Genomic DNA, 13,090 nt, shown 5'->3' with positions numbered 1-13,090 from the left:
GGCCGGGCTGCGAACTAATCGCGGAGATGTCCGAGGCTCAAGCCCGCCCCAGCGTGTCCGGCACGGTGGCGCACGAAGAAGCCTCGGGTGCCTTCGAATGCAGGTACGTCCCGGTCGACCACGGAGATCCTGCTTCTCCTCAGCCGGAGGGGCCAGGAGGATGGTTCCGTCTCCTGTGTTCGGCCGACGGCAAAGACACCGCTAATCGGCCACCGGTCTGGATCCCTGCCGGGCAACAGGCCGAGCCGTCGATGACCCCAGAGCAAGTGGCGATCATGGCCAAGAGCCGCCTGCGATTGCCCGCACCCTCGATTGCGGTGAACCCGGCCGCCGAGCAGCTGGTGCACCTCCCAACGTGGTTGTGGCTGCGCGAAGGTTGGCGAACGACTTCAGCGAGCGCCTCGGTACCCGGGATCACCGTGACCGCTGTCGCCGAGCCCACGGCCGCGACGTGGTCCACGGGCGACGGTTCCACCGTGAAGTGCTCCGGTCCGGGCACGCCGTTCACCGCAGGCCACGATCCGAAGTGCGCTTCGCCTGACTGCGGCCACACCTACCGGCGCTCCTCCACGCACCTGCCCGGTGGGCTCTACGCCGCCACCGTCACGGTCCAGTGGAACGTGCGTTGGTCCGGCGCCGGACAGAGCGGCGTCTTCCCCGGCCTGACGACGACAGCGTCGACGACGTTGCGCGTCGCCGAGAGCCAAGCCCTCAACTCCCGCTGATTCCCAGAAACACCCGAGCGTGCCGACGATTCAGGCGTCACGTCTCGGTACCCCATGCCTTCAGGAGGCCCAGATGAGAACGCCACCGGCCATCAAACCCAAGTCGGTCAGCACGTGGACGGGGCCGACGTCCCGGACGCCTGGCCGTCGGCGACGAAGTATCCCGCACCTCACGCTCGGCGCTGTGCTGGTGGTGGCGTGTGCAGCCGGTGGAGTGGTTGCGGCACAACAGCTTGGTGAGCGCCAGGAGGTCATCGCGCTGGCGCGGCCGGTCGAAGTCGGCCAGGTGATCGTGGAGCAGGACCTCGTCGGGGTGAGTCTCGCCATGGAAGGGGCTGTCAAGGTCGTTCCCGCTTCTGCCGTCTCGAGCGTGGTCGGTAGGCAGGTTGCGTACGCGCTGCCGGCCGGGGTCCTCCTCTCCGATGAAGTACTGGGACCGCCCCGAGTGCCTGCCAACGGCAGAGCGATAGCCGCCCTCGGCCTCAAGCCGGGGCAGTTCCCTCCCGAGTTGTCCGCCGGGTCGAACGTGGTCGTACTAGCTTCCGCCGCGAACGAAGGCAGCACAACGAGTTCCTGGCGCGCCGTGGTCGTCGCAGTCGACAGGACCGGCCAGACGCCTGTCGTCTCGGTGGAATTGCCGGAGCTCGACGCGCGAGCCCTGTCCTCGACGCCTGCAGACAAAGTCGCCCTGCTGATGGTCGGAGGTCGTTGATGATGATCATTACCTGTTCTCTCAAGGGTTCTCCCGGCGCGAGCACGCTCGCCGTCGCACTCGGTGCCCGCTGGCCCGGGCCAACGCGTCCCATCGTGGTCGAGGCGGATTCAGCAGGCGGAGACACTGCGGCGCGCCTTCGGCTGCCCAACTCCCCCGGACTCGTGAGCCTCGCCGCTGCCGCGCGTGGCAGCTCCGACACGGAACTCCTGACGCGGCACGCACATGCCCTGGCGAGCGGCCTGTGGATCGTGCCCGCGCCATCGGATCCTGCACAGTCGCGTGCCGCGTTCGGAGCGTTGGCGGCCTCGCAGTTCAGTCCGTTTCGAACGCTCGGCAGTCCGGTGATCATCGATGTCGGCCGAGTCGACCCCGATCCAACGATGCTCGGACTGTTGAGGTCCGCCGACGCACTCCTTGTCGTGGCACGACCCCACGACGACTCGTTGGCGCATGTCTCCGCAAGGCGAGCCCACATGCAGACCTGGTCGCACCATCCTGGCCTCGTGCTCGTGGGCAAGGGTTATCCGTTGGCACAGGTTACAGAGGCGTTGGGTCTGCCGGTGCTCGCTGGTATCCCGGACGACGCCAAGGGCGCGCAGGCGCTGTGGCATCAGCGCGGCTTCGACTCCGTGTTGAACCGACATGCGGAAAGGCTGGCCAGGCAGCTCCTGCACACGGCCCCACAGGACGTGACGCTGCAGCGGAGTTCCCGATGACCGCCGTGAGCCCGCTGAGCGGGCCGGCAGACCTCCCGTTTCCGAAGCCGATGAGCGACGTGCGGAGTCTGCGTGAACGTCTGCGGAACGACGTCACCGACCAGCTCGGCGCGCGACTCCGAGCGGACGGAAACGCGGAGCGCCCGCCTCTCGGACCGCAGCAACGGCGTCAGCTGGCCGAGGCGATTCTGCGCGACTCCGTCGAGTCGATCGCACAAAAGCGGCTCCAGGCAGGACTTGAGCTGTTCAGCGCGGACGTCGAACGGCGCGCGGTCGCCGAGGTCCTGGCCGAGCTGTTCGGCGCCGGCAGGTTGGACCCGCTGCTCGCCGACACCAGCATCGAGAACATCAACGTGAACGGCGCCGAGCGGGTGTCCGTCAAACGCGCCGACGGCACGCGCGAAGTGCTGCCCGCGATCGTGGACTCCGACGACGATCTCGTCCATCTCATCCGCACGCTGGCTGCGCGCAGCGGCATCGAGGAGCGCCGCTTCGACAACGCCTCCCCCATCGTGAACTTCGCCCTGCCGTCCGGCGAACGCGTCTCGGCGGTGATGACCGTGACGGCTCGGCCCTCGGTGTCCATCCGCAGGCACCGCCTCCAGCGCGTGAACCTGGCCGAGCTGCGGGACAACGGCACGATCGGCCCAGGGATGGAGTCGTTCCTCGCCGCCGTGGTTCGCGCAAGGAAGAACGTGCTCGTCACCGGAGGCACGACGATCGGCAAGACGACGTTGCTTCGCGCACTCGCCTCGGCGATCCCGGCGCACGAACGCCTGATCACCATCGAGGACGTGTTCGAGCTCGGCCTCGATCAGGACCCGGCGCACCCGGACGTGGTCGCACTGCAGGCGCGCGAGCCCAACCTCGAAGGAGTCGGCGCGATCACGCTGTCCGACCTGGTGTGGCAATCGCTGCGCATGCAGCCCGACCGCGTGATCGTCGGTGAGGTCCGCGGTCCGGAGGTCATTCCGTTGACCAACGCGATGTCGATGGGCAACGACGGCTCGATGGGCACCCTTCACGCAAGTTCAAGCGCAGGCGCGTTCACCAAGCTGGGTGCATATGCCGTCCAAGGACCCGAGCGACTGACGCTCGAGGCCACCAACCTCCTGGTCGCCTCCGCGCTGCACTTCGTCGTTCACCTCGAGCTTTCGTCCGACCGGCGCCATCGCGTCGTGTCTTCGGTGCGGGAAGTCGTGGACGCCGACGGGCGCCAGATCATCAGCAACGAGGTGTGGCGTCCAGGCCCCGATCTGCGAGCAGTTCCCGCGGCGCCACTCCGAACTCGCACGCTCGACGAACTCATCGCTGCGGGCTACGACCCTGAGCTCGCGGAGCGGTGGGGATCATGAGTTCCGCGTTGCTCGGAGTGCTTGCGGCCGGATGTGCCGTAGGTGCGTGGCTACTCGCGCTGGGCCTTCGCGGCACCTCCGCACGGCGTCGGCAGTGGTTCATTCCCGACCGCTCTGCCGTCGTGCGGCTGTGCGTCAGCGTGGCGACCGCGCTGCTGGCCGGCGTGGCCACCGGCTGGATCGCGGCAGCTGTCCTGGCCGGACTCGGTGTCGCGTTGTTGCCACGCGTCTTGCGAGCGGACGCCGAGCAGCGTGCCCGGCTCGCCCGCATCGAAGCGATCGCGAGTTGGACCGAGATGTTGCGCGACACCTTGGTAGCCGCGGCTGGACTGGAGCACGCCGTGCTGGCCACCGCAGCACGCGCGCCCGAAGCTATCCGGCCTGAGATCACGTCGCTTGCCGCTCAACTGCGCGGCGGCGAACGCCTCGCGGTGGCGTTGCGGCGTCTCGGAGATGAACTGCGTGATCCGACAGCGGACCTGGTGATCGCTGCTCTCGTGCTCTGCAGCCAGCATCAAGCACGTCATCTCGCCGAGCTGCTGGGCGAGCTCGGTGCGGAGGCACGCGAGCAGGCGTCCATGCGGATGCGGATCGAGGCGGGTCGACGACAGACCCGCACGAGCGTCCGGGTCATCGTGATCACGACGATCGCGTTCGCCGGCGGCTTGATCGCACTCAACCGCGCCTACCTCGACCCGTTCGACAGCGTGCAGGGGCAACTCGTCCTCACCGTTGTGGGCTCGCTGTTCGGCATCGCGTTCACCTGGCTCGCCCGAATCGCCCGCCTGCGGGAGCCCGGTCGGTTCCTCCTTGCGGAGGTGCCGCGATGATCAGGCCGTTGCTGTGGGGCGCGTGCCTCGGGACAGGCCTGTGGGCTCTCGCCGTGTGGCTGTTTCCTCCGAGGCCTGCCTTGCACGAGGTGCTCGCGATGCTGTCCGCTTCCCCGAGTCCCTCAACGAGCAGGAGTCCGGTGTGGAGGGTTGTCGGTCCGTTCGGTACTCCGACCGCACGCCTGCGAGCCGACCTGAACGTCGTGGGCACCGACGTCGAACGGCACCTGGTGTCCAAGGCGCTGTATGGCTTGGTCGGTGCCGCGTTGACGTCCTGCGTCAGCCTCGCACTGGTCATCAACGGTGTCGGCTTGCCATGGACGACCTCTGTGGTCGCGATCGCCGGGTTCGCCGTGATCGGGTTCCTAGTGCCTGACCTCAAGGTTCGTGAGGCAGCTCAACGGCGCCGCTCCGACTTCCGGCACGCGCTGGGCGCCTACCTCAACCTCGTGCGCATTCTGCTCGCAGGTGGGGCGGGAGTGGACGCGGCACTGACCGACGCTGCCGATGTCGGCAACGGTTGGGCGTTTCACCAGCTGCGGCAAGCACTGGTCACCGCTCAGGTCACTCGCACGACCCCGTGGGAAGCGCTCGACCGACTCGGTGAGGACCTCCAGCTGCGTCAGCTGTCCGATCTCGCGGCCGCGGTCAGCCTCGCCGGCACCGATGGCGCCAAGATCCGTTCAAGCCTGGGCTCCAAAGCGGCCGCGTTGCGCGCCAAGGAGATCACCGACTCCGAAGGCGAAGCGCGTGCGGCGACCGAGCGGATGAGCCTGCCACTCGTTCTGCTGATGCTCGGCTTTCTCCTGTTCATCGGATACCCAGCCCTGGTTTCAGTCCTCAACGGACTCTAGGAGTGACCATGATCTATCTCGTGTTCCGGAACGTCCGCGCAGCGATCGAGAGCCTGCGGCACGACGATCGCGGGTATGTGGGCGAGACGGTGGTGACCATTGCCGCGCTCGTCGCCGCAGCATTGGCGGTGGCCGCGCTCCTCACATCGTTGTTCGTCGGTGCCGCGTCCAAGATCTCCTTGTGAGCGGAGGCGTCCGATGCAACGACTTCGGCTGCCCAACGACCGTGGAAGCGCCTCGGCGCAAGTCGTGATCATGCTGCCGGTGGCCTTTCTGTCCTTCTTGCTGATCGTGCAGTTCGCCATGTGGTCGCACGCCACGCACATCGCCCAAGCTGCGGCCGCGCACGGGCTCGCAGCCGTTCGAGCACACGGCGGATCGCCGGCTGACGGCGCCGCAAGCGCCCAGGGCGTGCTCGCTGATCTCGGAGACGGGCCCTTACGCGATGCGAACGTCCGCTGCGAGCGGGGTTCTGAGACGGCGCTGGTGCAGATCTCAGGGGCTGCGAAGCAGGTTGTGCCCTTCCTGAGCCTTCCAGTGCACGCCGAGGCCGCAGGTCCCGTCGAGCGCTTCGTCGAACTTGGGCGGTGACCGGAATGCCGTGGTGGCGTGATCAGCGAGGATCCGCAGCAGCGGAGGTCACGCTGTGGGCTCCCGTCATGGTGATGGCGTTGGTGTTCGTGGCGGTCGTAGTGCACCGGGGCGTCGACGCGCGGCTCCGGCTCAACGACGTGGCACACCAGGCGGCACGCGCCGCGAGCATCGAGCGCACAGACAAACGAGCCAGCGCTGCCGCCACAGCTGTCGCGACCCGAGCACTCGCCGATGCCGGGGTCAGTTGCCAAGCGATGAGCGTCGAGGTCCTCGGCGGTGTACGACCCGGCGCAGCGGTGACCGTGACGGTCTCATGCACAGTTGATCTCAGCGGCGCCACGCTGCTCGGTGTGCCAGCCCGGAAGCGGCTGTCCTCCACCGCTTCGGAGGCAGTCGACACCTGGCGTTCCGTCGGGAGCGACACATGACTGCGTTCCTCGTCGCCCTCACCGCCAGCCTCCTGGCCCTCGCCGGCCTCGTCCTCGACGGCGGCCTCGCGCTCGCCACCAAGGTTCAAGCCGCAGGCGCTGCCGAGGCAGCAGCGCGAGCAGGCGCTCAAGCGATCGACCTCACCACCTACCGGCTGGACAACGATCTCCAGCTCGCGCCCGACCAGGCGGCGAGCAAGGCCCGAGCGCATCTCTCTTCAGCCGGTCTCGACGGCAACGTCACCGTCTCCGGCAACACCGTCACTGTCGTCGTGACCGCCTCCCAACGCACGCAACTGCTCGGCCTCGTCGGGATCCCCAGCATCACCGTTCAGGCAACCGGTCACGCGAGTCCCCACCGCGGTGCCACCACACCAAGCCCGTGAAGACGCAGGAAAGGGGAACACGATGGCTACGACTGACGAGATCCGCAGGCGGGTCGAGCTTGCTGATGCCGAGAGGAGCAATCGCCGGCTGGCCACCGCGCAGCTCGTCGGCGAGCTCGCGCACCGCCGCACGGTTCTGGCCACCGAGCTGCAGGAGGTCGACGTCAAGCTGGGCGAGCTGATCACGGAAGCCGAGGACGTGATGAGCCTTCCCGAGCTCGCTTCGTTTACCGACGTCCCGGTGGACGAACTCACGAAGTGGACGGTGGCCAGCAAGCCGAAGCGCGGCAGGAGGAAGCGGTCGAGTGCGCGGCCGCCCAAGCCGGGTTCCTCCAGCGATCAGCACAACCCTGCAGTGCAGGAAATTTCCTCCGCCCAACAGGCGACCTCGCAGGCCCTTGCGCCTGCCGCAGCACAATGACCGCGAACATGATCCGCGGAGGCGTTGTCGCCGCCATCGGCAGCCTGGCACGTGCGTTGGCGGCATTCGCAGTGCTGCTCGCGGTGCTGATCGGGTTGCCTTTTGCGCTGTGTCACTACGTCGGATGGCCGTTACCCGACGCGGTTCCGAGCTGGGCCGTGCTATCCGCCGTGCTCACCCAACCGATGTCCCCCTCCTTCCTGATCGACGGGCTCGCATGCATCTGCTGGTTGCTGTGGGCCGCGTTCGTCGTGGACGTCGGGCTTCGCGCCGCGGACGTCTTGCGCGGAGTGCGGTGGCCGGACCTGGCAGCGGTGCGTTCGCCGGCGGCGGTGTTGATCGGCACGATCGTCTTGACGATGCTCGGCAACCGTGCAATCGGCGCTGCCGCCCAAGGCCCGCAGCTGGCCTCGTCCAGCACGGCAGCTGTGGTCGAGACCGTGCGGGATCCCGATCCGGTCACCGGGCACTGCGACTCGATGTGGGCCGTCGCCGAACGCACGCTCGGCGACGGCACCCGCTGGCCCGAGATCTTCGAACTCAACCGCGGTAAACCACAACCCAACGGCCGACCTCTGACGGACCCGCACCAGGTCTTCCCTGGGGAGAAGCTCCACATCCCGGCACCACCACCTCCTCCACCTGTTCCCACTCCCCCGCCCGGACCAACGGCGCTGCCGGCACCGGCTCCCTCGCACGAGTTGCCTCAGCAAGAGGAACAGCTTCCGCAGCCCGCATCCGCGCCATCAGGAAAGACCACGGCGTTCGTCGGCGTGGCCCTGACCGCGGCTGTGAGCACTGCCCTCGTGGCGGCGAGAAGGCGTTACCGCAGCAGGTACAAGCCAGGCAGCGGACTGCGTGATGATCTGCCTGTCGCACCCGTGGTGTACGAGCTGCAGCTCGCCCACCACCGCGCCGAGCACCAGCCGACTCCTCACAACGAGGCAACACCGCTCGGTGTCAGGAGCGGTCACGAGGTTGCACTGGACCTTGCTGCGTGCGGCGGGCTTGGCTTGGTCGGCCCAGGCGCAGCCGCGGCAGCGCGTGCTCTGGTCCTGACAGCCTTGACGCGCACAACCGTCGCGATCACCGCTGATGACTTGGCCTTACTCCTTGGCGGAGCCACAGTCGGTGAGCCACCGTCCGCTTTGCACATCGTCTCCAGCTATGCGGAGCTCGCCGAACAGCCGCCTCCGGCGGTAGTCGTGGCTGAGCTGGACGACGAAAGCCGACGACGACTCGAAGGCGCGCTTCCGCAGGAGTCCCAGCGTCGACTTGCCGGGGTCCTCCTCGGGCAGTGGGCGCCCGGCATCACGCTCTACGTTCGCGCTGACGGAACCGTCTCCTCAGCAAGTCCTGGCCCTGGTGAAGAGCTCACCGGCGCCAGGCTCTTCCACCTCGGCGACGACGATGCGAGGGACCTCCTGAGCTTGTTCCGCGAGGCCGAATACCGCCCGCAACCCGAAGCCGCGGATGGCGCACTTGAGCTCGGCGCGAACGTCGTTCCCGTGGACCGCCCACCGCTCCAGGTCCGGGTACTCGGTGTCCCTGCGCTGCGCTGGCCTGACGCCGAGCACGATGTCACCGCCACCATCCAGCCGCGGCTACGCGAACTCGTCGTCTTCCTCGCCGTCCATCCCGACGGCACGACCCGCGAGGCGCTCGTGAACGCCCTGTGGCCGGCGAACACTTCGGACAAGACCAACAACGCCCTCAACACAGCACTCTCCCGGCTTCGAAACGCCGTCACCAAGGCCACCAGAGGAACGATCACGGACATCGCGATCGTCGGCGGAGGTCGCTACCGCCTCAACCCAGACCTGGTAGACGTCGACTACTGGCACCTGGACCGCGCGATCACGGCCCGCCGCACGGCGGGCACCACACAAGACCGGATCGACGCATACCGCGAGGTCGTCAATCTCCACACCGGTCCGCTCGCGGACGGGGTCGAAAGCGAATGGCTCGAACCGGTACGCGAGGCCGTTCGGCGCGACGTCATCGACGCGGCCGCCGCGCTGGCGCACGCGCTGCGCGACGTCGATCCCGAACAGACGCTTGAGCTGCTGGAGCGCGCACGCGCCTTCGATCCGCACAACGAGCTGCTGTACCGAGACATCATGCGGCTCCAGGGCCGGCTCGGCCGGCTTGAGGCCATCCCGCGCACTCTCGCACTGCTCACCAGCAAGCTGGCGGAGATCGACGACAAACCGTCGCCAGAAGCGACGTGGCTTGCAGCCAACCTCCCGCGGCACCACACCAAAGACCAGCGGCCCGCATCATGAGAGCCACGCACCACCAAAAAGAATCTCCACCACCAGTAAAGAACCTTTGCGTGGAATTTCAATTCCACGCACCTCGATGCTACCGTGCATTTCACCATGATCAAACAAAGCAACCAGAAGAGGAGGATCATTCCGGGGTTCAGGTCCTGATACACGCCAAGGGCACCTCCAAACCTGCCCCTTCTCCCGCACACCAAACACGTGGCAGGACGACCACAGCGGGATCACCTGGTGTCCCAGACTCGCTTGACCACAAGCGGGAGGTCGAAACGGTGCGCCAGCGGGCCTGAACCTTCTCGACACCTGCACAGACCTGGCAAGTCACCCTCACCTCGGCCCCGCAACGACCTAGCTGCCCTGTTCAACTACCCACGCCGGGCCCAGACCGCGCGCCGGCATCCGAACCAGACAACACTCCGACCAGAACGACAACGCAGACACAACACAAATTTAATTGTCACCACCGGACAATGCAGCGAATTTCCCCGAAAGAGTCTTGAAAAAAGACCCCTAATGCACTGGCAATTGGTGTGCGGCGGAGTTATATTTGAATCACACCGGGAAACCGGGAACCACACCGAATACCACGCCTGGCGCGAGCCATGTCTGCAGAACGGGGCCCATCATGTGTTACGCCGACACCACCACCGAAACCGACGGCACGGTTACCGCGTATTGCTGTTGCGGGTGGATCGAACACGAACACACCCAGGAATCGGCTGACATTGCTGCTGAAACCCACCAGAACACGCCCGACGACGAGTCGCTTATCGCGGCTGCCTGACCCCCGCAATCGGATCGAAAGGAAACCGCGATGACCACCCCCGCCACGACCCCGACCACCACGCCCGCAACAGGATCGGCCACCCGTCTGCGCAACGGCGAACTCCGCGCAATGGTTGCCCGCGTCCTGGCGGATGACCCGACCACGGGCATGACGCCGCGTGTCGTTGCCACCAAACTCGGCGGACGATCATCGGGCGCGGTGGGCAACGCGTTGAAAGTGCTCACCGACTGCGGTGCCGCCGAAGTCGTGTCGACCGCGCCGCTGACCTACCGCGCCACCGCGACCACCGCCGTTGTGGCAGCAACCGCGATCACACCCGCCCCGGTATCCACCCGACGCCTCCGACGCACGAAGTCACCAGCAACCGCAACGGTTCCGGAATCCGCAGCACCCGCCCCGACTCCCACCACGACGGCCGTGGTCACGGGACCGGTCACGCGCCCGAACGGCCTGACCTACCACCCCCGGTTGCTGTCCGGCATGCCGGACGTGACTGCGCTGCAACGGTTGCGGGAAGCCGGAGTCGCCGCACTGCTGTACGGACCGCCTGGGACCGGAAAGACGTCGGTGGTCGAGGCTGCATTCCCGGATCTGCTCACGGTTCAGGGCGACGGCGACACCACGGTCGCCGACTTCGTCGGCGAGTACACGCAGACCGATGACGGCCGCTACGTGTTCGTGCACGGTCCGTTGGTACGGGCAATGCGTGCGGGCGTGCCGTTGTTCATCGATGACGCGACGCTGATCCCGCCCACCGTGCTGGCCGTGGTCTACCCCGCGATGGACGGCCGCCGTCAGATCGTGGTCAAGGCGAACGGTGGTGAGGTCGTTGACGCCGCTGACGGGTTCTACGTGGTCGCCGGGCACAACCCCGGTGTGCACGGCGCGATCCTCACCGACGCCCTGTCATCCCGGTTCTCCGCTCAGATCCACGTGTCCACCGACTACGACCTCGCTGCGCAGCTCAAGATCGACAAGCGGGCCGTCAAGGTCGCGCGCAACCTCGCCACCCGCCAGACCAAGGGCGAGATCGGCTGGGCACCACAGCTGCGTGAGCTGATCGCCTTCCAGAAGATCGCGGGCGTACTCGGACCCGAAGCGGCTGCGGGAAACCTGGTTGGCATCGCGCCCGAAGAGGACCGCAGCACCGTGGCCGCCGCTGTACGCGACGCGTTCGGCACAACGGTGCAACCGCTGGCACTCGGCACCCGCATCTAGCGCGCGAACTATCCGGAAAGGACACCCGCCATGACCGCCCACCTGGTAGCTGACCCGGACGCAACGGGTGCCGCCATCTTCCCCGCGCGCCCGGAATGGCTCGCGCTGTCCGCAGCCCTGGCGGACGAAGTACCGGTGATCGCCGATCGGGAGGACCTGTTGGTCACGATCGCGCCCGGTGCGGGTGGCGGTGCCCCGGCTTGTTTCTACCCCGCACGTGCAGTGATCGAAGTCGACGGCGACCACCTGGGAGTGGACCCCGCCACCGTTGATCCGGCGAACCTTTCCGACCGTGCGCGCTACCCAGTCGCATGGGGATTGCTCACCCACGAGTGCGCACACGCGAAGCACAGCGTGTGGCAACTGCCCGATGACGTTCCGGCCGCTGTCGCAGACGCCGCGATGTTGTTGGAAGAGTCGCGCATGGAAGCCGCGCACGTCCGACGCCGTCCCGATGATCGGCACTGGTTGCGCGCGTCAGCGACGAACCTGGTCCTCGCCGACTTCGCGGGAGCCCCGACAATGACCAGGGCGGACGCCTCCCGCGCTGCTGCCCTGGTGCTGGCACGGGTGGACGGTGGTGTCCTCACCGCCGCCGAAACCGCACCGGTCGCCGACGTCGTCGAAGACATTCTCGGACCCGACACGCTGACCGAACTTCGGGCGTTGTGGCAGGAATCTCTCGACACGGCCGACGACGACGCCGACACGATGGTCGACCTCGGCAGGCGCTGGTGCAAGGCTGTTGGCACCGACGCTGACGGCGAAACACCCGATCCCGGTACGCCCGGTGAGCCCGAGCCGGCGGGCGAGTCCTCGCTGCCTTCGCCGCTGTCCGAAGCGATCGGCCGGACGCTGGCCAAGGTGGCACGCGCGGTGGCGGACGAAGCACCTCCAGAAGATCCGGCCGCTGCGGCTGCTGCGGCGAAAGCAGCCGAAAAGGTGGCTAGCGATGCCGCTGAAGCAACTGCACGGGCCGTGTTCTCAAGCCACCCCCGTTCGGGCTACGGATCAACGACCATCACGGGCACCCGCAAACCGACCACCGCCGAACGCACGGCCGCCCGGACGCTGGCACGAGCGCTGTCGACCGCTGGCATGCGCGAACGAGTCGCAGTGAAGTCAACGTCGCCGATTCCTCCCGGACGGCTTCGGATGCGCGGCGCACTCGCCGCAGACGCCCAACGGGCGGCAGGAGCGGTGCCCACAGCGGAACCGTTCACCCGAACCACCCGCCTGACCGTGCCCACCCCGCCCCTACGGCTGGGAATCGCCTGCGACGTGTCCGGATCGATGCGCCACCTTCGTGGCCCAGTCGCTTCGACCGCATGGATTCTCGCCCACGCCGGGCACCAGTCCGCCGTGCCTGCCGAGACAGCAGCAGTGATCTTCGGCGTACACGTCCGGCCCATCACCCGCCCCGGCACGGTCCCTGCCGAGGTGACCGAATTCGACGCCGACGACGACTGGGAAAGCGTTGCCGTTGCTGTCGATTCCCTCGACGGTGCCCTGGGACTCTCGCGCCCTGGAGCCGCGCAGCTGCTGGTGATCGTGTCCGACGGACACTTCAGCGGCGACGAACGCCCCGCCGGGCAGAAACGCGTCGACCGACTGCGCGCGTCCGGATGCGGGGTGCTGTGGCTGACATCCAGCCCGTGGGACGAGCCCCTCGAGGGCGTCACCGTGCACCGCCTCAACGACCCCACCGCTACCGCTACGGCGATCGGCCGTGCAGCGACCAACGCCCTGAAGGCTGCCGTGCGTTGACCGAGGCCA

The 13,090-nt window shown here is 67.5% G+C and carries 13 protein-coding genes; all 13 read left to right on the top strand.

All coding sequences use genetic code 11. From position 1 onward, the window contains the following. Positions 1-251: 251 nt before the first annotated feature. A complete protein-coding gene (locus C8D87_RS43210; RefSeq protein ID WP_146772087.1) occupies positions 252-725 on the top strand; it encodes a hypothetical protein in 474 nt (157 codons plus the stop codon). Between the two features lie 184 nt (positions 726-909). Next, entirely contained in the window at positions 910-1,437 is a 528-nt protein-coding gene (locus C8D87_RS43205) for a flagellar biosynthesis protein FlgA (RefSeq protein ID WP_112232342.1), read from the top strand. 164 nt (positions 1,438-1,601) lie between these two features. Next, positions 1,602-2,156, top strand: coding sequence for a P-loop NTPase family protein (locus tag C8D87_RS43200; protein ID WP_146772086.1), 555 nt, complete (start codon positions 1,602-1,604; stop codon positions 2,154-2,156). Beyond that, positions 2,153-3,511 (top strand): CpaF family protein, encoded by a 1,359-nt coding sequence (locus tag C8D87_RS43195; protein WP_215732657.1) that lies wholly within the window; start codon positions 2,153-2,155, stop codon positions 3,509-3,511. Before C8D87_RS43200 ends, C8D87_RS43195 begins: the two co-directional genes overlap by 4 nt. Continuing rightward, positions 3,508-4,341 (top strand): type II secretion system F family protein, encoded by an 834-nt coding sequence (locus C8D87_RS43190; RefSeq protein ID WP_112232338.1) that lies wholly within the window; start codon positions 3,508-3,510, stop codon positions 4,339-4,341. The genes C8D87_RS43195 and C8D87_RS43190 overlap by 4 nt, the downstream gene beginning before the upstream one ends. Beyond that, positions 4,338-5,195, top strand: coding sequence for a type II secretion system F family protein (locus C8D87_RS43185; protein ID WP_112232336.1), 858 nt, complete (start codon positions 4,338-4,340; stop codon positions 5,193-5,195). Before C8D87_RS43190 ends, C8D87_RS43185 begins: the two co-directional genes overlap by 4 nt. 8 nt (positions 5,196-5,203) lie before the next feature. After that, on the top strand, positions 5,204-5,380 hold the full coding sequence (locus tag C8D87_RS46580; protein WP_170166799.1) for a hypothetical protein: 177 nt from the start codon (positions 5,204-5,206) through the stop codon (positions 5,378-5,380). A 13-nt stretch (positions 5,381-5,393) separates the two neighbouring features. After that, entirely contained in the window at positions 5,394-5,786 is a 393-nt protein-coding gene (locus C8D87_RS43175) for a TadE/TadG family type IV pilus assembly protein (protein ID WP_112232332.1), read from the top strand. Positions 5,787-5,791: 5 nt separating this feature from the next. Beyond that, positions 5,792-6,217: a TadE/TadG family type IV pilus assembly protein gene (locus C8D87_RS43170; protein WP_112232414.1), complete on the top strand. Its 426-nt coding sequence runs from the start codon at positions 5,792-5,794 to the stop codon at positions 6,215-6,217. Then, positions 6,214-6,603: a pilus assembly protein TadG-related protein gene (locus C8D87_RS43165; RefSeq protein ID WP_112232330.1), complete on the top strand. Its 390-nt coding sequence runs from the start codon at positions 6,214-6,216 to the stop codon at positions 6,601-6,603. Before C8D87_RS43170 ends, C8D87_RS43165 begins: the two co-directional genes overlap by 4 nt. Before the next feature lie 258 nt (positions 6,604-6,861). Beyond that, positions 6,862-9,309, top strand: coding sequence for a BTAD domain-containing putative transcriptional regulator (locus C8D87_RS43155; RefSeq protein ID WP_146772085.1), 2,448 nt, complete (start codon positions 6,862-6,864; stop codon positions 9,307-9,309). A gap of 814 nt (positions 9,310-10,123) precedes the next feature. Then, entirely contained in the window at positions 10,124-11,314 is a 1,191-nt protein-coding gene (locus C8D87_RS43150) for an AAA family ATPase (protein ID WP_112232324.1), read from the top strand. Between the two features lie 30 nt (positions 11,315-11,344). After that, positions 11,345-13,081 carry a hypothetical protein gene (locus C8D87_RS43145; protein WP_112232322.1) on the top strand — a complete coding sequence of 579 codons (1,737 nt, stop codon included), beginning with the start codon at positions 11,345-11,347 and terminating at the stop codon, positions 13,079-13,081. Positions 13,082-13,090 lie beyond the last annotated feature (9 nt).

This window comes from Lentzea atacamensis, assembly GCF_003269295.1.
Classification (GTDB): domain Bacteria; phylum Actinomycetota; class Actinomycetes; order Mycobacteriales; family Pseudonocardiaceae; genus Lentzea; species Lentzea atacamensis.
This window is presented reverse-complemented; position numbering and strand designations above follow the sequence as displayed.

Coding starts and splice junctions, on each gene's coding strand:
- C8D87_RS43185 (WP_112232336.1), top strand. CDS start 4,338: ATGATCAGGCCGTTGCTGTGGGGCGCGTGCCTCGGGACAGGCCTGTGG.
- C8D87_RS43145 (WP_112232322.1), top strand. CDS start 11,345: ATGACCGCCCACCTGGTAGCTGACCCGGACGCAACGGGTGCCGCCATC.
- C8D87_RS43165 (WP_112232330.1), top strand. CDS start 6,214: ATGACTGCGTTCCTCGTCGCCCTCACCGCCAGCCTCCTGGCCCTCGCC.
- C8D87_RS43195 (WP_215732657.1), top strand. CDS start 2,153: ATGACCGCCGTGAGCCCGCTGAGCGGGCCGGCAGACCTCCCGTTTCCG.
- C8D87_RS43175 (WP_112232332.1), top strand. CDS start 5,394: ATGCAACGACTTCGGCTGCCCAACGACCGTGGAAGCGCCTCGGCGCAA.
- C8D87_RS46580 (WP_170166799.1), top strand. CDS start 5,204: ATGATCTATCTCGTGTTCCGGAACGTCCGCGCAGCGATCGAGAGCCTG.
- C8D87_RS43210 (WP_146772087.1), top strand. CDS start 252: ATGACCCCAGAGCAAGTGGCGATCATGGCCAAGAGCCGCCTGCGATTG.
- C8D87_RS43170 (WP_112232414.1), top strand. CDS start 5,792: ATGCCGTGGTGGCGTGATCAGCGAGGATCCGCAGCAGCGGAGGTCACG.
- C8D87_RS43150 (WP_112232324.1), top strand. CDS start 10,124: ATGACCACCCCCGCCACGACCCCGACCACCACGCCCGCAACAGGATCG.
- C8D87_RS43190 (WP_112232338.1), top strand. CDS start 3,508: ATGAGTTCCGCGTTGCTCGGAGTGCTTGCGGCCGGATGTGCCGTAGGT.